Consider the following 25662-nt stretch of genomic DNA (forward strand, 5'->3'; position numbering starts at 1 on the left):
AGTATCTTTAACCACCATACAAATTAATGGACAACCCCATGAGCCAAAGACAAGCCTTGCCAATCGGAATACAAACTTTTGAAGACCTTCGAACAGGAGGTGCTGACTATCTATATATAGACAAGACAGCACATATTCACGAAATGACAAAACTTACAAAAGGTTACTATTTCCTTTCCCGCCCTCGTCGTTTTGGTAAGTCGATGCTATGCTCAACCATGCAGGCTCTTTTTGAAGGAAAGCATGAGCTTTTCGAAGGCTTATATATCCATGATAAATGGGATTGGTCGGCGAAATTTCCAGTGGTTCGGATTGATTTGAGTGCAACCAATTACAAGAATTTAGAGGCAGTAGAAACAAGGCTGTGGATTAATTTGAATCGAAATGCTGAATTTCATGATATTGAGCTGAAGATTACAGACAGCCTTGGCGGAGCATTTGAGGAATTAATCTTGAGAATTTATCAAAAGTTTGATCAAAAGGTAGTAATCTTGGTCGATGAGTATGACAAACCTATTCAGGATACATTATCGAATGACGATGACTTAGCTTCAAGCTCTTTGGATGTTCTTCGTGGATTTTATTCAGCCATCAAAGCCTCGGATCAGTATGTCCGTTTTTGCTTCATGACGGGGATCACCAAGTTTACGGGTGTTGGACTATTCAGTGGAGCGAATAACTTCAAGGACATTACCCTTAGTCCAAAATATGGGACAATTTGTGGATTTACCCAGCAGGAATTGGATACCTGTTTTGGCAATTACTTTGAGGGTATCGATATGGAGGAGGTAAAAGCATGGTACAATGGGTATAACTACCTCGGTGATGCTGTTTATAATCCTTTCGATATTTTATTATTCCTCAGTGAGAATGGAATATATGATAATTATTGGTGGGACTCAGGTCAGCCTTCATTTTTGACCAAGATGTTTGAGAAAGGTGCGTATGAAACGTATGATCTGGAAAATTTGGAATTATCTTCCCAGGAATTAAAGCAATTTACACTAAGTAATTTGAATTTACCTTCTTTGCTTTGGCAGGCGGGCTATTTGACGATTACGGAAGAGATTCAGGAGCCTTTTGGTGGGAGAAGCTATGTGCTTTCCACCCCAAATCGTGAAGTTCGAATGACTTTGAATATGCTCTTTTTGGTTAGCCTAACTTCGGTTGAATCCAATCGCCTTTTGAAACGCAATGAAGCTGTTCGGAGCTTATTCAAGAATGATTTAGATGGATTCGAAACCAGTGTCCGTGCGATGTTCGCCGCCATTCCTTTCAATAATTATGTACAAAATAATATCCAGAAGTATGAGGGGTATTACGCTTCGGTCATGTTTAGTTTTATGGCTGGGTTGGGGCTAAAGTGCAGAACGGAAGAAACCAATTCAGCAGGTCGGATCGATATGGTGATGGAAAGCCCAACGCATATTTATGTGATCGAATTCAAAGTCAATGCAGCGAAGCCGAAAGATGGCGACAGAGGTGAAGCTTTGGATCAGATTCATAAGAAAAAATACTACGAACCGTACTTGAATGATGGCCGGAAGATCGTGTTGATCGGGATGCACTTTAGCGAGGAGAAAAAGAATTTGGATTGGTTTAAGGCGGAGGAGTTGAAGTGATTGATGAAGTGAACCGGAAGTTGACACCGATTGAAAAATACGGAGATCAATGTGGTTGATTCATTATTTAATAAACCTGATTCTGAGAATTTATCGCGTTTGAAATAGACACTATCCCACAAAGTGTGCAACCTCATTTTAGGATCTGATATTTTTATCGGATCCAATTTTCATGTATAGCCATAAATTGATTTAAAATTTGTCCTCAGTTTCGGATAGGTATCGTCTATTTTTTGGTGACTTCTCTAAAAGGCAAATACATGGATTTTTTGCCTGCATTATCGGTCGGAAAAGAAGTTGGTAATTTCAGCAAAATGCCTCATGGCCTGTAGCCTGAATCATGAGGTCGATATTTATGCTGATTAAGCCTCTTTATCTGCTATTAACAAGGTCTCCTACCCAGTAATATTTTCCTCAGCATTATCAAAGGCCGTAAATAGCGCTTTGTGGTAAATTTCCGGTCCATTAATCCACTTATTTTAATGATTTATAGCCACTCAACCGTGCGAAATTCTTTTCCTTTGATACATCAGTAATGGCAAAGAATGCATATTCCAAGCCGTTATATTATAGCACTTCTTTTGGGGGAAAGGAGTTATATTTAACATCATTGCGGGGGGCGTTATTGAAGGCCTCATAATAGTAGTGTAGTCATTGGCTACACTATTTTTTTTGGTGCGCCGTGCATGGCGATTAACTAATCGGTGCAAGTCCGTAGTGGGGGTTAGTAGTGCCAACCACATAGCAGAAGGCAAGGGTGTTTCCGTGAGGTATAATCTGAAGGAAGCTGTATGCAAATCTCTGGCCTGAGGGACACGAACATCATGAGGCAGTGTTGTCTGGATAAGTTTGCCAAACAAAACGAAGTCCAAAACTACTCGGAAGGCAATGCTGTAAATGGTGCAGGTAGATGGAGAGAAAGTTAAGTCGTCTTACCGCGGGAGGTCTCGCAGACAGTAATACCTGGTCGAAAAAGGTTTATTGCGAGAAGTCAGCAGAGGTCATAGTACATAGAGGCAATGAGCTGTAAGAACTACAGAGGTCTCACAATCTATGGAAGGACTGAATCTTGTCAGATTTTCAACTGAAAGTTACTGTAAAGCAGATGATAGCAGATGCCCGAAAGGGACTCCTTACTGGAAGATAGGACGGAATCCGAAAATAGGTAAGAGTGTTTATGCCGAAAGATAACGACAGGAAATGAAAGTCATTGAGGTTAATAATTTCAAGACAAGAAACCGCCCTGTACGGATCCGTATGCAGGGTGGTGTGGGAGGTGTACTGGTGAAAGAGGAAATTTTCTTTCACCAGCCATCTACCCGATTCAATGAATTTTCGAGGCGTGGCATAAAGACCAGCGATTTCCTCAGGTTTAATGGCCGCTTTCCAACGGCGAAGTGGCTAAAGTATCAATCTTATGGCTGTGAGGATAGGGGGGCTTTTCGAATCTGAAAATTGATTATACCTTTTTTGGAAGGGATGATTTGGGGACGAAACAGGCTTTCCAGCATTTATTTTCTGTTGATTTCCCAACTAAAATGTTTCTTCAGCGGGTTTGTAGCCTTTATATCGTTCTGTTTGATTTTTTCCCTAAGTCGGTAATTCAGTCTTTGGGCTTTGCCGGCAAAGAACCCAAAATAACCATTAACAGAACCACTATGAGGATTAAGTTTTACTTTCTCAAAGTTGCGCTGGCATGTATGCTGGTGCCATTTTTTCACGCTCAGCTTTGGGCACAACACTGGGAGTTATTGCATCCTGGAGGAGGGGGACAGGTACAGGGCCTATATTTTGACCCCAATACGGAAGGCAAGGTGTTTTTTAACTCCGATATGGAAGGCCTCAGTATTTCGCAGGACAATGGCCTTAGTTGGCGCCCTGCAGGTGTACACGAACATCACCACCTGATGCAGTTTGTTACCGTAGTGGAAGAAGGCAATCCGCAGCGGATTTATAATGGCGGACTTTTCGGGCTGGAAATTTCTGACGACGGTGGGCTTACATGGCAATATCAGACATTTTTTGATCCGTGGGATGCGGACAACGATGGGGTGAAAGGGCCCGTGGCAGCTATTGCAATTGCACCCGACGACCCCCAGGTGATCTATGCGGGGAATGGCTGGATGAACAAATGGGCATCAGTGCTCAAGGAAGCCAACACACACCCGACCACCGGAGCAGGAGCAATGGCTTTTTCTGTGGATCACGGAAAATCGTGGGCACTCACCTATTATGATACAGGAGTGATTGAGAAAAACACTTATGATATTTCTGTTGACCCCGTTACAAAGGCGATATATCTTTCCGCAGAAGCAGGAATATATAAAGGCATCAGAACCGGCAGTAATTTCAGCTGGGAAAAGTTACCTGCGCCTACGGGTACAGGGCGTTCCCGCGGTGTTACCGTCAGTCCGAATGGGCAGTACGTTTATGCAGTTTATGAAACGTCGGTGGCGGGTCAGTATAAATTGTATGGCAGGAGCACAGAAGTGGTAGCATGGGCAGACCTGTCTGCGGCTTTGGCCGTGGAAACAGATTGGTGGCGACCGAGGATTGACCCTCGCGATACGGGCAATACCCATCATTTGCTGTTGGGCTGTCGGGTATCCTCGGATCATAATGGTTTGTGGGAAACGGTCATCAGCTGGGAACAACAAACCCCCACCATTGTTGAGCAACAAAAAATCTTCAATAAGGTGAGTGGTACGGAGTGGGACTACGATTATGGCTGGAAAGAAACCTCGCCAAAGGCAGGTCATTATGGTTATACTCCTGCAAGTTGGGAGCGAGCGATATGGGTAACGAGTGATGAAGGCTTTTACACCTGGAATACGCAAGGAAACTTTTTAACGGATTGGCAGCCTCGCTGGACAGAAAAACAATCCAATGGGCGATATAACAACCGCGGAATTGCCTCTACCTTCAATTGGTCGATGGCTGGTATTGGTCAGTTTATAGCGCAGGGGCAGGCAGACAATGGTTTTGTGTACAGCAGTGATAACGGGGCGACCTGGAAACGCATTCACTTGCCTGGTGGAGTAAATGATTGTGGGGCAATGGCCGTAATTCCATTCGAGGAATCGCCGGTAGTTATCACGGGTGGCGTGAGTAATTACGGTGGCGGATTTAGTTATTCCATTGGTAAGGTACATGGGGCTAAAATCAATCCGCAGACCCACGACCTGCGCAGCGGGATGAAATTAATCGGAGGAAATTCGCCGGGTTTAAATGGTCTGACGCAAAACAACGGAAATGGTCCGCGTATTTATGCGATTGATTATGATAAAGCAGACTACAACAAAGTCTATCTCGCCACAGAAAAAGGTATTTTTAAACATTCCGATATTGTGGGGCTTATCGATGGTACTTCAACAGCCGATTGGCAGCAGGTGGCAGGGCAGTCTAATTCAGTCAATGAAGTATTCGTTGATCCGCAGAACAGCGATTGTTTGTATGCATTACAAAGTAATGGTCTGTGGCGAATTGAACAACTCGAAGCAGCGGCGCCCGTGTGGACCAAGATTAATGATATTTCCAATGTTGGTATGGGTGCCAAAGCAGAACTAACAGTATGGGCAGATCAAAGCCTTACTTACCTTTGTATAGGAGATCAAAATGGCAACCTGTACCTGTCTTCTGATCAGGGGAGCAGTTGGCATTCCGTTTTAAACAGCACACAAATCAAGCAAGTTCGCCCGACCAACAAAGAGGAATGGTATGTGGCAGGAGATGGTGTTTCAATTGGTGCAATTGCGGGCTTTGGCCAACAGATTTTTGTGACCATCACTGGCGAACGCCGGCATGGCTATGCAGCGCTTCGTGGCCGAATTGATGGTGGGGAAGTAAGCTGGGAGGATTTTTCCGGCGAGGGAGAAAACCGATTAAAATACCCTCGTGCAAGAAAGGCGACTGTTTTTGAGAGCGATGGCGTGCCTTACTTTTATATCGCCTCCTCGGGGATGGGCTTATGGCGTAAACCTGTTGATGCACCTGCGGATCCACCTGTGGTCCTTCCGCCGACAAGCAATACATCGTTTCGTTTTTTAAGAATGACGGCCAGGGCGGGAACCGCTTCAGTGAAAATCCATCAACTGAGATGGCATGCCAAAGGTGCGGGTTTTCCGACTACTTACCTGACCAATAATGATCAGGTATGGGCAACCGTTGCGCCGGACCTTGCCTGGCGTGCTTATGACGGCAAATCCCCAACCTGGGATATTATCAATCAGTACCCGGCAAGTATTACCCTCGATTTGGGCAACGGCACGGCCATTACACCAGACAGCCTGACGGTGAACGTAAATTCCGTTTCCAATGCAATTACCGATTTGATCTGTGAAGGTTCCAATGATTTAAACCAATGGACCGTCTTGTATGACCGCAGCGATATTAGTGTGGAAGATTATGAACAAAAAGTTTTTACAGCACGCTTTGAGCCTCTGACTATTGCAGTAACGGGCCTTGAGGTTACAGGGGCCGTGACTTCCCTTACTGAAGGCGAACAGGCGACATTGCAATATGAGGTGGCGCCAGTTGATGCCTCCAATAAGCAGGTGCATTTCAGCAGCAGTCAGCCCGATATCATCAGTGTTAATTCCGTGGGCGTTTTGTCGGCTCAGAACGCAGGCTCAGCCGTCATCACGCTAAAAACGGATGATGGGGGATTTGAGCAACAGCTGACCGTCGAAGTTTTACCGCTTTTGGTTCCTTTCAGGTATTTGAAGATGGAAATCAGGGATGATATTGATGATTTGCCCGTAACCCTTCAGGAGTTGGAATGGCTGGTGGAATCTGCGGCCTATCCCTCGCCAAAACTGACGGTCAATGATCAGGACAGAGCCACCGCTGTTACGGCCGGCAGCTGGAAGATGTTCGATGGAAAAAATACCGATTGGGCTGTGGGCACCGACTTTCCTGTAGCCGTTACTGTGGATCTCGGCGAAGGCAATGAAATTCACCCCAATGGAATTCGTATTCAATCCAACGCCTCCCGTCGAGGAGTCAGCAGCTTTGTCTGTTATGGATCTAATGATCAGCAGCAATGGACGACATTATATGCGACCGATCAGGCCGTGATTGCCAATTATATTGCAAGGGTGGGGACTTTCTATTTCGATCGGGAAAATACGCGGGTGCTCCATACCGATTTCCCAGCCGAAGAATGGACATGTTTCCCCAATCCTAACGATGGGCTTTTGTATTTTGAAGGGTTGAATCCTGAAGTAGGGCATGAAATCCACATTTATGATGCTGCAGGAAGGTTAATCTTAAAGCAGTCCATTGAATTTGATCAGGGCGATGGTCGCTGTGATATTCATACTTTACCCACAGGTATTTATATGGTCTATTTGCCTGCACAACAATCTTTCAGACGCCTGATCAGAAGGTAGTGCTGTAACCCAAATACGGAACGGTAATTTGTGGGCCCTAAACAACCAAGTAGAATTGGTGGGGCTTCCGAACCAGGAAACATTACAAGAAAAAAAAACGAAATGCCCGCCTGATTTGGCGGGCATTTTTTGCTTTTGGGAGGATGTCCGCAATCTGAACTAATAGTCAACAAGGAATTTTAAAGGTTTTTTCTGAGGTAATCTCAGCACCTGAAAAAATAAAATATAATTGTACGTGCTGATTGTGAGTCCTTTGAGTGGTTTTGGTCGGTGCTTAATGGTTCGTGATCTGAAATTTTGTAACATTCTCACACGCAGGATTTGCATAAATAGTATAATATTATAATATTTGTGCATAGTTATTTTTTACCATGGCAAAGACGAAACAACCCTTATATATTAAAGTGCTCACTTACCTTACCGAACTGATAGAACAGGAGTATCGGGCAGGGCAGCTAATTCCCACGCAAACGGCAATTGCCAAAGCTACGGATACCAGCCTGATTACGGTGAAGCGGGCCATTTCACATTTGGTGAATGAGGGGATTTTGGAAACAATCGCCGGTAAGGGAACTTTCGTGAAAGAAAAGCCATTGATGGATAACCACGTTGGGGTTTCAAGCTGGACCGACAGTATTTCCTCCATAGGGAAAAAGCCAGAAACCCTATTGGTGGAAGTGGAGAAAACCAAACCCAGCGCTAAGGTGGCCAATCTTTTGAGGATTAAATCAAGAGGTTACACAATTAGCGTAAACCGTGTAAGGGGAATTGATGGTAAAGCCATTTGCTTAATGCATAATGAGCTGCCCTTCGATTTAGTTCCTGACCTTAAAGCTGAAAACCTGAATCAGGAATCTTTATACCAATGGATTCAGCAAAAATACGGACATGTGCCTGCAATCGCAGAAGAAGAAGTTTATGCACGTGCCGCAACCGAAGAAGAGCGGTCACTTTTTGAATTGAAAACCGACATTGTTTTAGTCATCAAGCGGGTATCTTATCTGTTAGATAAAAGACCTTTCGAATACTCGAAAATCATTGCGCCCGCAACTGAATATAGATATAAATCAAAACAAATCAACCCTTCTGTAGCCGAACTGGATTTCGCATAAAAGGCAGTAGGACAATTTTTTTAAAGATATGAGTCAAAAATCCGAACAAGTAGCACTGACCTTTCCAATGCAATTGGACAAGATCAAAAACGGTTTGTTAGCACAACAGGAAAAATTGCAGGCCGTTGCAGGCAAGTTTGCTGATGCCATTATGGATGGTGGTGTGGTGTATGTGTATGCCAATGGCCACTCGCGTATTTCTGTCGAAGAAGTGTGTATCCGTATGGGTGCCTTGACTGGTTTTCACGGTATTTTGCAGACAGGATTGACTTCTTTCACCGACGTTGTTGGGGTGAACGGTATCCGTGTTAATCAAGGTATTGAGCGCTACGAAGGTATTGCCGAAAATATTCTGAAAGAATATGAAGTAGGACCAAAAGACGTGATGTTGGTAATCACCGCTACGGGAACAACCCCTGCAGCAGTGGATATGGCCTTGACTTTCAATAAAAGATATCCTAACAATCCATTGATTGCCATTGCCTCTGAGGTTCAGTCCAAAGGTGCCAAGCCTAAGCACAGCACGGGCATGAATTTGAGTGATGTAACAGATCAGGCAGAAAACGCTATCTTCATTGACAACTCGATGCCTTATGGTGATTTGTCGGTTACCGTAGATGGCGATTTGGATCAGTATCAGGTATGTCCACTTTCATCTATCGGGGCATTATCGGTCATTCAGTCTTTGAACGAAATGACGATCCGTACTTTGGATCAGCGTGGATATCACCACCATGTGTTGCGTAACATGCACATCAATAATACCGCTGATAACTACGATGAGTGGACTGCAGACCAACGCAAACGATATGCACGCGCCATGTATAACCCTGAGGCAGTGAAGCCAGTAGAAGAAGCATTAACTCCAGCGGGGCATGAAAAATAAAATATTCATTATTACAGGTGCTTCGGGAATAGCTGCCGAAACGATGAAGCTCGCTGTACAGCAGGGAGCGAAAGTTTTTTTCTGCGGAAGAAATGAAGCACGATGCCAGGAACTGAAGGAACTCCTTTTGGAGTTGGGCGGCGAGGCCGACTATTTGGTGGGTGACCTTACCGATCCGGAATTGGCAGTGCGTTTGGTGAAAGCCTGCAAAGAAAAGCACGGTCGTATTGACGGGCTGTACAATGTGGCAGGGATCAGTGGTCGCCGTTTTGGTGATGGTCCTATACATGAATGTACCGAAGAAGGATGGGCGACAACCATGTCCAATAATGTGACCACTCAATACCGTTTGTGCCGAGAGGTAGTGAACGTGATGTTGGCGCAAGAGGTGGATGAAAATGGCCTCAGAGGAACGATCCTAAACATGTCCAGTATTTTGGGCATGTCGCCAGAGCCGAAATTCTTCTCTACCATTGCCTATGCTGCGGCCAAAGGAGCGATCATCAGCATGAGTCAGTCGATGGCCTCAAAATATGCCGCAGACAAAATTCGTGTGAATGCAATCTGTCCGGGCTTGGCGTTGACACGCATGAGTGCGAGAGCTTCTGAAAACGAGGAGATTGTAAACTTCATGGCCGAAAAACAACCATTAGTTGGCGGCGTGATGGATGCCGTAGATGTGGCAAAAACCTCCGTATTTTTATTGAGCCAAGAGAGTAAAGTGATCACTGGCGAAGTCCTGAAAGTGGACGGAGGTTGGAGTGTGAGCTAAGTTTTTATATATGCTATTCATAGTTCAGGCAGCTCGCTTGAACTATGGATATTAAGCATCACACAATATTATCAGGGGGGAGGAAAAGTAATGTGTAACCTTTAGTTCAAGCGTCTCGCTTGGACGGATTCCGACAAGTAAGAACCGAATATAAAATACAAAGGGCTACCTATTTGTCCACAGATTTCCTAAGCTGTCACTTACAAATCAACAATCATGGTAATCCTTTCAGTCAAGGTAATCATGGTCTAAAACCTCCCTACATCACTAAACCACTAAGTAGTGGCTCTTTTTTTAATCTTGAAATAATAAAATTATCTACCATGCATAATTATCATAAATCATTACCCTTGATCGATTGCTTCGATGTGATCGTTGTAGGTTCAGGATCTGCGGGTTCGCCAGCAGCAATTTCTGCCAGCAGAGCAGGAGCAAAAACATTGATCATCGAGCGTTTGCCATTTATCGGTGGAACATCTACGGCTGTGCTCGATACTTTTTATGGATATTACACCCCAGGAAGCCAGTCGATTAAAGTGGTTGGTGGTATTGCTGACGATGTAGTCAAAGGTTTGGGAGAATACAATGCGAGCTTTGAGCGCCCGAATACTTTTGGTGCTGGAACGGGCGTTACTTACCACCCAGAGTACTTGAAAGTGGTTTGGGAGAAATTATTGATGCAGGCGGGCTGTTCCATTTTGTTGAATGCACACGTTACCGATGTAGTTAAAAAAGGTGATAAAATCATTGGTTTGGTTGTGGCAACCAAGGATGGTTTAAAATATTATGAAGCCAAGCAAATCATCGATGCTTCAGGTGATGCAGATATCTGTCACCAGGCTGAAGCGCCTTATGAATTGGCCGGTGCAGTGGATCCAGCGCAAACATTGACCACCACTTTCAAGATGGTGAATGTGGATTGTGAGAAGCGTAAAACGATTGCCAAAAAGGAAATCAACGCTTTGATGGAAGAAGCCGCAGCATCAGGAAAATACAATTTGCCTCGTAAAGAGGGGAGTGATCATATCACGCCAGTGAGTCATATGACCGCAACGATCATGACGCGTTTGACTTCTTTCAGAAAAGAAGGAGACGTAACCATCAATGCAGCGGATCCGGAATTCTTGAGCCATGCCGAGATCGAAGGACGTTTGCAGGCGATTGAGTACATTCGTTTCTTGCGTGATTATGTTCCAGGATACGAGAAAGCCGAATTGTCAACTTACGGTATGCAGATTGGTGTACGGGAGACCCGTCGTATTCACGGGCAGTATCGCCTGACTTCGGAAGATGTTTTGTCAGCAAAAAAATTCGACGACCAGATTGGTTTGTGTGGGGCACCTATGGAAGACCACCACGATGGTGAAGGCGTAAGATGGCAGTACTTGCCTGACGGCAAAACGGTAGGTATCCCTTTCCGTACCTTGGTTCCTCAGAAAATTGAAAACCTATTGGTGGCAGGTCGTTGTTTCTCGGCATCGCATGTAGCGCATAGTAGCGTGCGTTCGATGGCGCAGTGTATGGTGATGGGTGAGGCTGTTGGTAATGCGGCGGTTTTGGCATTGAAAACAGATACACAGCCGGGCAATATCAACGTTGCTGATCTTCAGGATACTTTGGAGAAAAACGGCGGTATATTGCGTTAAAATAAGTTTCATTTTTTTATCTAAAGCACAAAGTCATGGAAGATTACGCTATTGGCTATGATGTAGGGGGAACAAGGCTGAAAGTGGGGATCGTTGATGCCCACGGAATGCTAAAGGAGACCTTCGCTGTTCCGAGCCGTGCAAATGAGGGCGCACAGCAACTTTTTGATACCATTGTAGAATTCACCGAAAAGCAAATTGCAGAGAAAGGCCGACCGACAGGTATTGGATTGAGCCTTAGCGGTGGGGTGGATCCCGAAAAAGGGGTGGTGCTCCTTCCGGGCAAATTCAAGAACCTTGAAGGTTTCCCCATCGTGCCCATGCTTCGCGAGAAGTTCAACATTCCGGTGATTTGTAATAATGACGGCAGATTGGCAATGTATGCGGCCAAACATGGGGGATATGCGGAAGATGTTGATTGGGCGGTGGTGCTGACCATCGGGACAGGCATTGGCTCGGGGGTCATGATCAACGGCAACATTGATGAAGATCCACACTTTCAGTTTGGTACCCAGATTGGGCATATGGTGATGCAGCAATCCTCTCAGTCGTTATGCCTGACAGGAAATTATGGGACCTGTGAAACCCTTTGCTCTGCAACCGCCCTCGCCCTGATGGCAAGAGAGACGATTCAGCGCGGAGTGCCTTCTATCCTGGAAGATCAATATTTTTCTGACCCACATAGCATCGATTTTAAAGCGGTAGTAGATGCCGTTCGTGCGGGGGATCAGTTGTGTATTGATGTTTTCGAGCAATGGATAGAAAATGTGGCCGTTATGCTGATCAATACGGTACATGCCTACGAACCGCAACGCATTATTCTGAGCGGTGGGGCAACCCTCGCAGCTGATCTTTTTATTGATAAGCTGCGCACAAAGGTTAGTGAACGGATTTTCCGTTTTCCCTCTGGCACCATCGATATTGTGGTGGCTAAACATCAGGAATATGCAGGTGTAGTGGGGGCTGTAGCCTACCTGCAGGCGTATTTGCAAAAACAGGCGGCGGCGGTTTAAGCATTCGCAATAATATTTAAGGGGTGATATAGACCATGATTTCCTTGAGTAGGGGATTTCCATGATGATCCCAATTTTGGTAGGGTCAGGCCTGAGCGCCTGACCTATACCGTTATTTTTTATGCAGTGCGAAACGGCATCATTCAACCCCAATTTTAAACCTCGAAATAATACCATTATGAAAGAGTGGATTAACTTAACATCAGACGAGATCAATGAGCTTGATCGTAATATTCCTGTGCTTGTTCCTGTTGGATTGGTGGAAGCACATGGGCCACACCTTCCCGTAAGTGTCGATATCGATTCCGCTACTTATTTCAGTAGAGCGGTGGCAAAAAATACAGGGGCGATTATCGTTCCGACTTTACCCTATGGTTTTTCCGATGAAATGCGCGAGTACCCTGGCAGTCTTGGGCTGTCCGTAGAGGTGTTTTCGCAGGTAATCGTCGATCTTGCCAAAAATCTTTGTCAGCAAGGATTCAAAAAAGTCATTTTTATTACCGGTCATGGTGCCAATAAAGCACCATGTGAATTGGCTTTCTATAAGGTTTGGGAACAATACCCTGACTTCAAAGGCGTTTGCTGGAACTGGTGGTCGGACTGTGGCATCAGCGGTATCCACCATGCCGATAAAGGCGAAACGGAAGTGGCGGTAGCTTGCGGAACAGCAGTGTATATGGATCGGGTAAAGGATTTCAAGGTAGAGAAACCGTGGTACAAAATCCGTTCACGTTACGAACTCGATCCTGCCTCAGGTGGTATCAATGGCAAGCCAAGTGAAGCTGATTTCGCCAATGGTGAGAAAGTTCGTGATCAGGCTGTGGAAGTGCTGACGCAGAAAGTGAAGGCCGCATTCGGAAGTATTTAAGTTCATCATCATGGAAATTTTTGATAAAATAAAAGTCCTCCCTGCGGTAACCATCCCCAAAAAAGAGCAGGCAGTAGCGACCGCAAAAGCCATTCTTGCAGGTGGGTTAGCACTGATGGAAATCCCCTTCAGAACCGAGGAGGCCGCTGAATGTATCGCCCTGATTCGAAAGGAAGTGCCACAGATGCACATTGGTGCGGGAACAATCCTGACCAAAGAACAGCTGCATCAGGCCAAGGCCGCAGGTGCATCTTTTGCATTGGCACCGGGTTTCAATCCTGAAGTGGTTAAAGAAGCAAAAGCGATCGGCTTACCTTTTATTCCTGGCGTAATGAGTCCCTCGGAAGTGGAGCTTGCCCTGGAGCTGGGCTGTAAGGTGCAGAAATTGTTCCCTGCAACGCAAGCAGGTGGCATCGGGATGCTGAAAGCTCTTGCGGGTCCTTACGGACACACTGGGGTGCAATTTATTCCTATGGGTGGGGTGAGCCTGAAAAACATGAACGACTACCTCGGGGCACCAAATGTGGTGGCTGTGGGCGGTTCGTGGTTAGCGACAAAACCGTTAATTGCAACAGGTGATTTCGACCAAATCACCTTCAATGTCCGTGAGGCGAATGAACAGTCGATCGCAGCAGTAACCGCTTAATGGCTGTAAAAAATATACCGCTTTCCAAGTTTGTGGCCGACTAAGCAGCTGGAGAGCATCAACAACTTCATCTAATATCAGTAGAGGCTGTAGCGCAATGATTGCTACAGCCTTTTTTTGTGCCTATGAATCGGGGATCATAACATAATCACACAACGTGATGTTGCAAGGTCTACAACAGCAATTATTCAACACTTACTGATATTATGAAGGCAAATTCGAAGATTACCAGACATTATTTCCGTTTTCTCCTGATTACATTGCTCCTACTGGCAGCAGGTTTGGAAAGTTATGGTCAACAAGCGGAAAAGGTGACCGAACTTCTTCACCTTGAGGACAACCAGTACTTCGCCGACCGTGATAGCGCCTATGTGGACCCATATTATGGCTTGAAAAAATTAATTTACGGTAATAAACGGTTTGCTGAAAATAAAAGCATTAGACCACGACAAACCGATGCCGATCTCAAAAATAATGAACTGGGACAAAAGCCATTTGCGACCATTATCGGTTGTGCCGACAGTAGGGTGCCCAATGAAATTATTTTTGATCAGGGGGTCGGAGATTTATTTATTACAAGAACGGCAGGGCAGGTGATGGCCGAGGCCTCTTATGGAACCATTGAGTATGCCACCGAATTTTTAAACACCCGACTGATTGTGGTGTTGGGCCATGAATCTTGTGGAGCAGTGCAGGCCGCCATGAAACTTCCTGAAAATCCTCCTGGGCATATTGTTACCCTGATTAATGCTATTAAGCCCGCTTCTTTGGTGGCAAAGTCGCATGGGGAAAGTGAGGAGGAAGCTATTGATATTGCCATTCGAACCAATGTATTGGAGCAAGTTCAGTTGCTCCGTGGACTCGAACCTGTTTTAAGTCGACGTTTTGCCGAAGGTAAAGTCCTGATTGTTGGGGCAGTTTATAATCTAAAAACAGGCGTGGTTCAGTTTATTCCTGAGACAATAGAAAGCCTACCCAAATTTAAGCAAGGAGAAAAAGCCGAAGCCAAAAAAACTGAAAAATAGAATCGGTGTTATCGGGATGGAGTAAACACAAGATTGATGAAAGCATATGGCGCCAAAACCCTGACTTTGAATGAACATCCCATAGGTAAAAGTGTAATCATTGCTTTTAATATAAAGGGTACTGAGATCATATGAATGGTCATTGTGATCAGTGATTGGAGTGCATAATCTGGCACTCATGAGGCACTGATCACCAGTCACCCTTATCGATTTATTTTTGACCGAATACTTAGCTGCATAATTTTTAGATCGGGTACCCATTTGCAGGTCAAGCCCAACCCATTTATATGGGTTTCACTTTGTTAAGTCGAGGTTTCAACCTTGATGAAAACGTCCAGTACATGTGCCGAAGGTACATTTTCAATAGCCTCGGGTGGCAACCCGTGGAAAATAATAATACAATAAAACCGCTATTTGTCTATCACGAGAGGGACTCTCGCGATAGGGTGATGGATTGGGATTTTATGGTAAAAACGCGCAGTACATGTGCCGAAGGTACCTTTTCAACAGCCTCGGGTGGCATCCCGTGGAAAATAATAATACAATAAAACCGCTATTTGTCTATCACGAGAGGGACTCTCGCGATAGGGTGATGGGTTGGGATTTGATGGTAAAAGCGCGCAGTACATGTGCCGAAGGTACCTTTTCAATAGCCTCGGGTGGCATCCCGTGGAAAATAATAATACAATAAAACCGCTATTTGTCTATCACGAGAGGGCTTCTCGCGATAGGGCGATGGATTAGGATTTGATGCTGAAAATGCAATGTCCTCTATTTCATTATTAATCGCCTTCTGATTCATTAGTATGATCGCTAAACCCTAAAGATCTCTCTTAATTTATAAACGCGTGGTGATTATTTTACGGGCAGCCTTTCCTTACAGGCAAAGCGAATAATTAACCAATCGTCCTCCTCTAATGAAGATTTTTCAATTTATTATGCCACTGATAGGCGTAATTTGTGCCAAACTTAAATCATCTAAAATGAAGAAACACCTACTCATTTTTTTATGGCTCATTGTAGCTGTACCTGCTTGGTCACAAAGCGTGAACTCGCAATTTTTAAAATTCCCCGAGCAAAATATCGACTTTGTAAAAGGTGTTGCAGACTTTCATATTTCATTGGAAGACCCTTCAGGGGGCTATTTCACATTCGCTGATTTAGATGGAGTGCCGCTTCCTGATCAAAGTGGTGGATGGGAAGGCTACGAATATAAAAGTTTGTGTGCAATCAGCAGGTCCGCCTATGCATTTGCCCGTGCTTTTCAGCTTACCGGAGATATCGTCTATCTACAACATGCCCGTCGTGCGCTCAACTTTCTTTATGAAAAAGGGTGGGATCGTCAGCATGATGGTTGGTATTTTACTTATGATGAGACCAACCAAACTGCTTTTGGGGCACCTTGGGCAAAAGACGAAAAATGGATCTTTCAGCAGGAATATGCTACGGTAGGAATTATGGCGATGATGGAAGCGCTCGGAGGTACACCTTATCTGTCGGATGGTCAGTCCATTGAGGCAGATTGGATGAACCTGGCCCTGGATAATCTTGATGACCATTGGTGGGACGATAGGGCGGATTATTTGGGATTTTATGAAAAAGCGACTTCTCGAAATAGCGCTCAGAATGGCAAAGGCTTCACCGGCACAATTGATGGTATCAATACCCACGCAGCGTTGTTGGCGAATATCAGTCAAGAACCACAGGATGTGATGCGTTTTCGTGATCTTTCAGATATTTCAAGGGACCGTCTGGCTGGGGCACTTGATTTGGCGGAGGTGAAAGCAGGTTTTCCGGAAGTTTTTAGTAATAACTGGGAAATCGATCAATCCAAGGACCATTCAGGTGTAGGACATGTATTGAAAACGGCCTGGTGTTTGGGGCGTGCTGCAGTGTTTTTTAAAGATCCATCCTACCAGAAAGCAGCGGAAAAATTATTGGATCATGTGTGGGAAAGTAATCAACCAACGCATGAGGATTTATATGACCATACCTATGGTGCTCCATTTTCTGACGTTAATTGGAAAACGGGCAAACGGAAAGATCAAACGAAAAATCATTGGGTGCTTGAGCAAGGGCTAACCGGTGGCTTAATGAACTACTACAGCACCACCGATGAAACCAAGCGATTAATTTATCTGCAAATTGCAGATGAGTCGATGGATTTCTTTGAAAAAAATATGCTCACCAGTCATGGGGTCTCTTATGCCAATGTGACTCAGGACGGTGCTCTTCCTGTTGGTGATTTACTCGCAGATGCTTTTAAAGCAGGCTTTCATGATGCCGAATTGGGTTATATGACTTACCTGTATGCGCATACTTATCTGCATGCCCGAGCCTTCGATCTATATTACCATTTTAATGGAAAAACCACGAAACAGGTAAGGTTAGCTCCGCTGATTGTTAAAGACGAGGGGTTGAGTATTGAGTCGGTCAGTTATAACGGAGCGGACTACACTGCTTTTAACAGTAAAGACATGACGGTGGATTTGAACGAAAATATTGATGGGATTTTTAAGGTTACTTTCAAACCCAATGAGCGTCCTCTCGATCCACAGCAACCGCTGGCCTCCGCCGTTAAGGAAAGTTATCAGGTTTTTCCTTCTGTTTTCGAAAGTGAGCTTAATATTCAAGGGCGGGGGATTGTTTCTGCTGTACTTCTTGATGCTGCCGGGAGAACCATACAGCGATTCCCGCTGATGCCTGACTTGGAGCACCAACAGCTTGAGGTGCAGCCGTGTACTTCTGGACTTTATTTGCTTAAATTAATCGATGAACAACAGCAACAATCTGTCCATCGATTAATCAAGCATTAACATAAATACATTTTTCATGAAACTTTTACCAAGTTGGAGATGGTTCGGTGATGCTGATCCTGTCTCCATCTCTGATCTCCGACAAGTCGGTGTCAGATCTATAGTGAGTGCGCTACATCATATCCCGGTTGGGGAAGTTTGGAGTATTGCTGAAATTCAAAAACGACAGGCACAGATTAGTGGGGACGATGGGCTGCTCTCCTGGGATGTGGTCGAAAGTGTGAATATTCACGAGGAAATCAAACTCGGTGGACCCCAAGCGAACAAGTATATCGAAAATTATCAACAGACCATTCGTAATTTGGCCACCTGTGGGATTAAGGTCCTGTGTTATAATTTTATGCCGGTGCTCGACTGGACTCGAACAGACCTTAAATACCGCCTGATGGGTGGTGCGGAAACCCTGCGTTTTGATTTTAAAGCATTTGTAGCATTCGATGTTTTTATGCTTCAGCGCGAAGGTGCTGCTACGGAATATTCACCACAACTTTTAGCGCAGGCGGAAGAGTACCTGAAAACACTTTCAGCTGATGAACGACAAGCCTTGCAGGAAAGTATTTTGGCTGGACTTCCGGGAACGACAGAAGTTTTTACGCCGGAGGCTTTCCTTAAAGAATTGGCAAAATATGCAGAGGTGTCTGCGGATAAACTCAAGGATAATCTGAAATTTTTCCTGCAACAGGTGATTCCCGTCGCTGCTCATGAGGGGGTGAAAATGTGTATTCATCCTGATGACCCACCGTTCAATTTATTTGGTTTGCCACGGATCGTCTCTAATGCCCATGACCTTGAGTGCATCCTGAAAATGGTAGATAGCCCCTATAATGGCATTACTTTTTGCTCGGGTTCTCTCGGTGCCAATCCTAATAATAATCTGCGGCAGATTATTCAAAAATTTGGGCACCGTTTTCCTTTTGTGCACCTGCGGAATGTTCAATTGGAGGACGGAAGGAGTTTTCATGAAGGAGGTCACCTCGATGGCAGTACCGACATGGTGGCATTGGTAAAGACACTGCTGACCGTTGGAGAAAATCAATCGGTATTCTATCGGCCTGATCACGGGCATCAGCTTTTGGATGATTTGCCAAAAGAGATGTTGTGCCCTGGTTACTCCACTATTGGTCGATTAAAAGGTCTTTCTGAACTTAAAGGAATTATCGCTGCCTTAACTTCAATGGATTGATTCGTTCGGCATTTTTCAGCACAACCGATGATGATCGGTGGTTAGCAATCAGCCTTTGGTATCGGTCATCATCCTTCTGCCTTTTCACGCCGAAGGTCAAATTTTGAAATAACAATTTGCTTTTTAGAGAATGCCTCAACAGATCAGAGCGCGTGTGAGTATTCTGATTTAAAGGAGAAAATAGGATTACTATTGGGCACTGAAGTAAATAACACCATCTTGATAAGGTAAAAAGCACGCAAAAGCACGCAAAAATTTAGAATGAAAGTGGTTAAGTAGGTCTTTTTTTATTATTTAGCTGTTAGTAAAGTGATAAATTGAGTTCCTAATTTTTATATAAATCATATTTTTATCTCCAAATTTTATGATATCAGCATAATTTTAGAAATCACCCATGTTTTTCAGCATGGTCAGGAGGCGTAGTGAATGATCAATTTTTGCGTGGTATAGATGTTGGTTTCTATCTTTGTCATACAATGATTTTTTTAACAAGTTAATTCAAAAAATGAATAATACTTTTTCAGATATAAAAGGAAAACTGGTCGTCATTACCGGTGGAGCGGGTGTTCTCGGGAAGAGCCTCTGTACTGCTTTCGCCGCTTGTGGGGCGAATTTAGCAATTGTAGATTTGAATGCAGAAAATGCACAAAAGATGGCCGAAGAGCTGGTGAGTGAATTTCAAGTTCAAGCCATAGGTGTTTCAGCAAATGTTTTGGATCGTGCTTCGCTGGTGGAAGCTAAAGGCACCATCAATGAGGCCTTGGGGAGCATCGACATTTTGGTGAACGGTGCAGGGGGAAATCATCCGAAAGCCACCACGGCAGTGGAACAAATGGTAGAGGATGAACTTGAAGGAACATTTTTTGATTTGGACGTTAAAGGGTTTGATTTTGTCTTCGACCTGAATTTTAAGGGGACATTACTGCCAACGATGATCTTTGCGCAAGACATGATCGGTGCTGATCGTCAGGGTGTAGTGTTGAATATTTCCTCTATGAATGCTTTCAAGCCATTGACAAAAATCCCGGCCTATTCAGCAGCTAAAGCCGCAATTAATAATTTCACCGAATGGCTTGCGACGCACCTTGCGCCTCAAAATGTTCGCGTTAACAGCCTCGCTCCAGGCTTTTTCATCACAGACCAAAATCGCTTTTTGGTAACCAATCAGGATGGGTCGTTTACCGAGCGTGGGCAAAAAATTGTCAATGGTACGCCAATGGGTAAATTTGGATCGCCGGATGACATTCAGGGCACGGCACTTTATTTGTGTTCTGATATTGCTTCTTTTGTTACAGGAGTGTGCATTCCTGTCGATGGTGGGTATAACTGTTTCAGTGGCGTTTAAAATCATAAGAAAATGAGAGGATTAGAGCAAACTTGGCGTTGGTATGGCCCAAATGACCCTGTGAGTCTTTCGGATATCCGTCAGGCTGGGGCAACAGGAGTGGTTACCGCATTGCATCATATTCCAAATGGTGAAATTTGGACGGAGGAGCAAATTCAATTGCGAAAGGAGGAGATTGAAGCTGCCGGACTTACTTGGTCGGTGGTAGAGAGCATTCCTGTTCATGAGGATATCAAAAAGGCAAAAGGAGATTTTCAGATCTATATCGAAAATTATAAAACCTCAATTCAAAACCTTGCCACTTGTGGCATTGATACGGTATGTTACAATTTCATGCCTGTTCTGGACTGGACACGAACGGACCTGTCATTTAAGGTAGAAGATGGATCAGAGGCTCTTCGATTTGATGTCGCAGAATTTGCCGCTTTTGAAATCCATATTTTAAAGCGCCCCAAAGCGGAAGATGCCTATTCGCCAGCAATAGTGGAGAAGGCTGCTCAGGTTTTTGATGCCATGAGTGAAAGCAAACGTGCGGAATTGGTGAAAAATATTATCGCTGGACTTCCGGGTGCTGAAGAAGGTTATACGCTGGAACAGTTTCAGGCTGTATTGGATGAATACAAAGAGATTGACGCGGAGGTGTTGCGGAAGAACCTGAAAACCTTCCTCAGTCATATTGTACCAGTAGCCGAATCGGCGGGTGTGGTTTTGGCCATTCACCCTGATGATCCACCTTACCCAATTTTAGGCTTGCCTCGGGTCGTGAGTACTGAAGAAGATGCCGCCTGGTTATTGGAGGCTGTCCCTTCGAAAAGTAACGGCATTACTTTCTGTACCGGCAGTTATGGGGTGCGTGGGGATAACGATCTTGTTCGTATGGCCAAACGATTTGCAGATCGCATTCATTTTGTCCATTTGCGTGCTACTCAACGCGATGAGTTTGGTAACTTTTATGAAGCAAACCACCTCGAGGGTAATGTGAATATGTATGAGCTACTGAATGTATTAATGGCAGAAAAATCCCGTCGTTTGTCAGGCAATGATGAGTTCAGCAGAATGCCCATGCGTCCTGATCACGGGCATAAGATGTTGGACGATTTAGCAAAGCAAACCAATCCTGGGTATTCGGGCATTGGTCGTTTAAGAGGGCTTGCTGAACTTCGCGGAGTGATGTTCGCCATCGAACAGGCCAACAAAAATAAATAGTAATATAGCTATGGGAGCGCGAAAATCCATTAGTATAAAAGAACTTGCAACCCTTGCGGGGGTTTCTGTTGGTACAGTGGACCGCGTGATACACCAACGCGGGAGGGTTTCGGATGAAACGCGGGATAAGGTTCAGAAATTGGTTTTGGAAACAGGTTATCAACCTAAAAAATCTAAAGTCCGGCCTTTACGAATTGGCGTTTTATTGCCGGTTCCTTCTTCTAATCCCTATTGGGAGTTACCCCTTGAGGGAGTGCGTGAGCGAGCGAAATTTTTGGAAAATGATGGGGTTTCGCTCACGGAATTTCTCTATGACTATCACAGTGAAGAGGATTTTACCAGCAAAGGAGAAGCAATGCTCAATTCGGCAGTGGATGGTTTAATTATCCACCCAATTTTCCGGCAGGCCACCTACCAGTTGGTACGGAATGTCAAAGCTAATAATTTGCCATTTGTCTTTTTGGATGTGAACCTTCCAGAACTGGAACCGATGTATTTTGTGGGGCAAGATGCCAAAAGTTGTGGTGGTTTGGCAGGTAGGTTGCTCAGCCTTGGGCTTGGGGAAGAAGATCGGGTATGGGTCATTAATTTTTCTTCCGCCTCAGCAAATTCTACCTCTTTCCTGCGGGAAATTGGTGCTGTGGATACGCTCAGGGAAAACCAACTCAAAAATGAACAAATCCGCATGCTGGATTTTAAAAGGGGTACTGATGAGCAAAAACTACAAGCGCAGATTAAAGCGGAAATTGAAGCCAACGGGGCACCAAGTAGGGTTTACGTTACAAATTCTCGTGTGAAGCGAATATTTGATGGTTTACGTGCTTGTGGACAAACACAAAAAATATTGATTATCGGGCATGACCCCCTGCCCGAAAACATTAAGCTACTTCAGGATGGTGATATTGACTTCCTGATTGCGCAGGATAGTAAGAGGCAGGGAGCCTTGGCATTGGAGGGTTTACATATACATTTAACAGATCGCGTGCTTTTTGAAAAAGAAAGTCATATCTGTTCAATGGTTTATTCTAAAGAAAACATCAACAGTATAAGGTATTTTCATTAGCAGCTCATAAACCAAAATCGCATCGACAATGATGCTATTGTAAAAGGACTGTGGGACTATGAGGAGATTTTTGCTGTACAGGGGATGGTTCAGCCATCAATACTGATATTACTCATTTTTAGTATCAGAACATTCAACAAGATATATTTTTTAATATGGATATTTTAGAGAAAGTTGGTTCGGAAAAGGTAGGGGTAAAACCTAAGGATGGAAAATTCCGGTACCGTATTTTAGCCTTATTATTTATGGCTACTACGATTAATTATATGGATCGTAGCATCATGGGGGTGCTGGCGCCTACTTTGGAGGGGATTTTCCAATGGACAAAAATGGATTATGCTTCGATCAATATTGCTTTCAAGGCCGCTTACGCCCTGGGCATGTTGTCTATGGGTACGCTGATTGATAAATTGGGCACACGTATCGGTTACACCATATCAATTGCCATTTGGTCGGTCTTTGGAATGGCACACGCTTTATTGCGTCCGGCTTTCGGACTAATCGGATTTATGGCGGCACGTTTTGGGCTCGGCTTTGGAGAAGCAGGTAATTTCCCTGCAGCCGTAAAAACGGTGGCGGAATGGTTTCCTAAAAAAGACCGTGCCTTTGCAACCGGTATTTTTAATGCAGGTTCAAATGTTGGGGCTTTTTTAGCACCCATTGTTGTTGCTGCCATCCTTAGTTATGGAGGTACAGATGCCTGGCCAATGACTTTCCTTGTAACAGGTATATTTAGCGCGATTTGGGTGATTTTGTGGCTGAAATTTTACAAAAAGCCCGCCGACCATCCAAGTGTCAGTGAAACCGAATTAGCCTATATCCAGCAAGACGCCGAGGAAGCCGAGGAAGAAGTGGCTGTCCCAATTCCACTTTCAAAAATTGCCAGTAAGCGTCAGACCCTTGCCTTTACCGTAGGAAAATTGACCGATGGTGTGTGGTATTTCTTCATGTTCTGGAGTGGGATGTTCTTCCATGATAAGTTCGGCATGTCTATTAAAGAATTAGGCGCCGCTTATGCTGTCATGTATTTGATTGCCGATTTCGGAAGTATTGGAGGCGGATACCTGTCTAAATTTTTTTTAGAGAGAAACTGGTCTTTAAACAATGCCCGGAAAGTATCCCTTTTGATTTGTGCGCTATGCATTGCACCGGTATGTATGGCCACCATTACCGATAGTGCCATTATCGCTGCTTGTTTAATTGCTTTGGCTTCCGGAGGGCACCAGGCTTGGTCTTGTAATCTCTTTACCGTCGCTTCTGATTTGCTGCCAAAGCAATCTGTTGCAAGTGCGGTAGGTTTTGGGGGGATGTTTGGTGCGGTGTCCGGAATGATTATCGACCTGTTGTTGGGGACCTACCTCGATGCCATGGGGAATGACGCCTATTTTTGGATGTTTCTTGTAGCGGGAATGTTCTACTTAATTATTCTGGCCATTATGCACCTGATCGTGCCTGACTACAAACCTTTAACTCAAGAAGAAATTTAATTTATTACTATTCAGAACTATGGGCTTTATTAAAGAGGACTTTCTGTTAGAAACCAAGTCGGCTTCAAGATTATATCATGAATTTGCCGCAGGGATGCCAATTATCGATTATCACTGTCATTTATCGCCGAAAGATATTGCTGAAAACAGGAGGTTTAATAACCTGTCTGAAGCTTGGCTGGAAGGGGATCATTATAAATGGCGTGCGATGCGCTCAGCTGGTGTGAAGGAAAAATATTGTACAGGCGATGGTACCGCTGAGGAAAAATTTGCGCAGTGGGCCAATACAGTGCCTAAAACCCTGCGCAATCCATTATTTCACTGGACGCACCTTGAGCTGAAGCGGTATTTTGATATTGATGAATTCTTGAATCCATCATCAGCAGATCAAATCTATCGTAACGCTTCCGAACAACTCTCAGAAGACCCTTCTTTCGGGACTAAATCCCTGATTGAGCGCATGAACGTAAAGGTGGTCTGTACTACGGATGATCCTAAAGACAGCCTAATTTATCATCGACAAAATAACGAAAGCAACCCCGTTTCAAAAGTATACCCAACCTGGCGGCCAGATGGCGTTTTAGGGATTGAAAAGGGCGCTAAATTTGTCAGCTACATTCAGCAATTGGCAGAAGTTGCCGATCAGGAGATTCATTCTTTCGAAGATCTTAAAGAGGTATTACAGCAACGCATGGACCATTTTGCAGCGCACGGTTGTGTGATTTCTGACCACGGTTTCAAGTGCCTTCCAAAGGGAAGCGTTGATGAAGGTAAAGCCAACACCTTGTTAATTAAGGCCCTGAATGGAGGATTCCTTACGCCTGCAGAATGTGATGATTACCAATCCACCTTGCTTGATTTTATGGGAAAAGAATATGCTAAGCGTTCATGGGCAATGCAGTTGCATATAGGGGTGATTCGCAATAATTCAAAACGGCAATTTGAAAATCTTGGTGCGGACACGGGTTTTGATTCGATCAGTGATGCCAAGCAGGCAGATCGCTTATGCTTGTTTTTGAGCCGTCTTGATGAAGAAAACCTCCTGCCGAAAACGATTATCTATAATTTGAATCCGGCAGATAATTATGTGATCGGAACCATGATTGGTAATTTTCAGGATGGCAGCCTTGCCGGAAAAATCCAGATGGGTTCCGGCTGGTGGTTCCTGGATCAGAAAGAAGCCATGGAAATGCAAATGAATGCGCTATCCAATTTGGGCTTGCTTTCTCAGTTTGTAGGAATGTTGACTGATTCCCGAAGTTTCCTTTCCTTCCCACGGCACGAGTATTTCAGAAGAACACTCTGTAATTTATTGGGCACCGAAATGGAAAACGGCCTGTTACCAAATGATATCAATTGGATAGGGGGCATGGTAGAGGATATTTGCTATAACAATATTAAAAACTACGCCTTCGCGACCAACACAGATTTTTAATCATGTGCTAAAGAACTGCAGGAACGGTTCCTGCAGTTATTTTTGCGGTCCCCGATCTATGGTGGAGTACACAGAATGTCCAATGGTTAATTGTAACCCTATTATATTAATTTGAATGAATTTTGAGGAGCCTTCGGGCTCCTTTTT

17 protein-coding genes are annotated in these 25662 nt (G+C 44.5%); all 17 read left to right on the top strand.

Annotation, left to right across the window (positions count from 1 at the left end):
* Positions 1–38: 38 nt before the first annotated feature.
* The 17 genes from AABK40_RS17545 (at position 39) to uxaC (ending at position 25515) form a co-directional block, all read left to right on the top strand.
* Positions 39–1622 carry an ATP-binding protein gene (locus AABK40_RS17545; protein WP_338398784.1) on the top strand — a complete coding sequence of 528 codons (1584 nt, stop codon included), beginning with the start codon at positions 39–41 and terminating at the stop codon, positions 1620–1622.
* 1658 nt (positions 1623–3280) lie between these two features.
* The gene (locus AABK40_RS17550) at positions 3281–7012 is read left to right on the top strand and encodes a T9SS type A sorting domain-containing protein (protein ID WP_338398785.1); all 3732 of its coding nucleotides are present in this window, start codon (positions 3281–3283) and stop codon (positions 7010–7012) included.
* Between the two features lie 371 nt (positions 7013–7383).
* Positions 7384–8124, top strand: coding sequence for a GntR family transcriptional regulator (locus AABK40_RS17555; protein WP_332922805.1), 741 nt, complete (start codon positions 7384–7386; stop codon positions 8122–8124).
* Positions 8125–8152: 28 nt separating this feature from the next.
* Positions 8153–9010: a sugar isomerase domain-containing protein gene (locus AABK40_RS17560; RefSeq protein WP_332922804.1), complete on the top strand. Its 858-nt coding sequence runs from the start codon at positions 8153–8155 to the stop codon at positions 9008–9010.
* Complete coding sequence (locus AABK40_RS17565; RefSeq protein WP_338398786.1) at positions 9000–9782, top strand: SDR family NAD(P)-dependent oxidoreductase; 783 nt, start codon at positions 9000–9002, stop codon at positions 9780–9782. The genes AABK40_RS17560 and AABK40_RS17565 overlap by 11 nt, the downstream gene beginning before the upstream one ends.
* Positions 9783–10105: 323 nt before the next feature.
* A complete protein-coding gene (locus tag AABK40_RS17570) occupies positions 10106–11428 on the top strand; it encodes an FAD-dependent oxidoreductase (RefSeq protein ID WP_338398787.1) in 1323 nt (440 codons plus the stop codon).
* Between the two features lie 35 nt (positions 11429–11463).
* Entirely contained in the window at positions 11464–12441 is a 978-nt protein-coding gene (locus tag AABK40_RS17575; protein WP_338398788.1) for an ROK family protein, read from the top strand.
* Positions 12442–12619: 178 nt separating this feature from the next.
* Positions 12620–13309 (top strand): creatininase family protein, encoded by a 690-nt coding sequence (locus tag AABK40_RS17580; protein ID WP_332922800.1) that lies wholly within the window; start codon positions 12620–12622, stop codon positions 13307–13309.
* Between the two features lie 10 nt (positions 13310–13319).
* Positions 13320–13955, top strand: coding sequence for a bifunctional 4-hydroxy-2-oxoglutarate aldolase/2-dehydro-3-deoxy-phosphogluconate aldolase (eda, locus tag AABK40_RS17585; RefSeq protein ID WP_332922799.1), 636 nt, complete (start codon positions 13320–13322; stop codon positions 13953–13955).
* Positions 13956–14161: 206 nt separating this feature from the next.
* On the top strand, positions 14162–14980 hold the full coding sequence (locus tag AABK40_RS17590) for a carbonic anhydrase (protein WP_332922798.1): 819 nt from the start codon (positions 14162–14164) through the stop codon (positions 14978–14980).
* Between the two features lie 983 nt (positions 14981–15963).
* The gene (locus AABK40_RS17595) at positions 15964–17796 is read left to right on the top strand and encodes an AGE family epimerase/isomerase (RefSeq protein WP_338398789.1); all 1833 of its coding nucleotides are present in this window, start codon (positions 15964–15966) and stop codon (positions 17794–17796) included.
* A gap of 16 nt (positions 17797–17812) precedes the next feature.
* Positions 17813–18979 (top strand): mannonate dehydratase, encoded by a 1167-nt coding sequence (uxuA, locus tag AABK40_RS17600; protein ID WP_338398790.1) that lies wholly within the window; start codon positions 17813–17815, stop codon positions 18977–18979.
* A gap of 505 nt (positions 18980–19484) precedes the next feature.
* Positions 19485–20324: an SDR family oxidoreductase gene (locus AABK40_RS17605; RefSeq protein ID WP_338398791.1), complete on the top strand. Its 840-nt coding sequence runs from the start codon at positions 19485–19487 to the stop codon at positions 20322–20324.
* 12 nt (positions 20325–20336) lie between these two features.
* A complete protein-coding gene (gene uxuA / locus AABK40_RS17610; protein WP_338398792.1) occupies positions 20337–21530 on the top strand; it encodes a mannonate dehydratase in 1194 nt (397 codons plus the stop codon).
* Positions 21531–21540: 10 nt separating this feature from the next.
* A complete protein-coding gene (locus AABK40_RS17615) occupies positions 21541–22593 on the top strand; it encodes a substrate-binding domain-containing protein (protein ID WP_338398793.1) in 1053 nt (350 codons plus the stop codon).
* Between the two features lie 155 nt (positions 22594–22748).
* The gene (locus tag AABK40_RS17620) at positions 22749–24080 is read left to right on the top strand and encodes an MFS transporter (RefSeq protein WP_338398794.1); all 1332 of its coding nucleotides are present in this window, start codon (positions 22749–22751) and stop codon (positions 24078–24080) included.
* A gap of 19 nt (positions 24081–24099) precedes the next feature.
* Entirely contained in the window at positions 24100–25515 is a 1416-nt protein-coding gene (gene uxaC, locus AABK40_RS17625) for a glucuronate isomerase (protein ID WP_338398795.1), read from the top strand.
* The last annotated feature ends 147 nt before the right edge of the window (positions 25516–25662 follow it).

It is taken from the genome of Persicobacter psychrovividus (assembly GCF_036492425.1).
Lineage (GTDB): Bacteria > Bacteroidota > Bacteroidia > Cytophagales > Cyclobacteriaceae > Persicobacter > Persicobacter psychrovividus.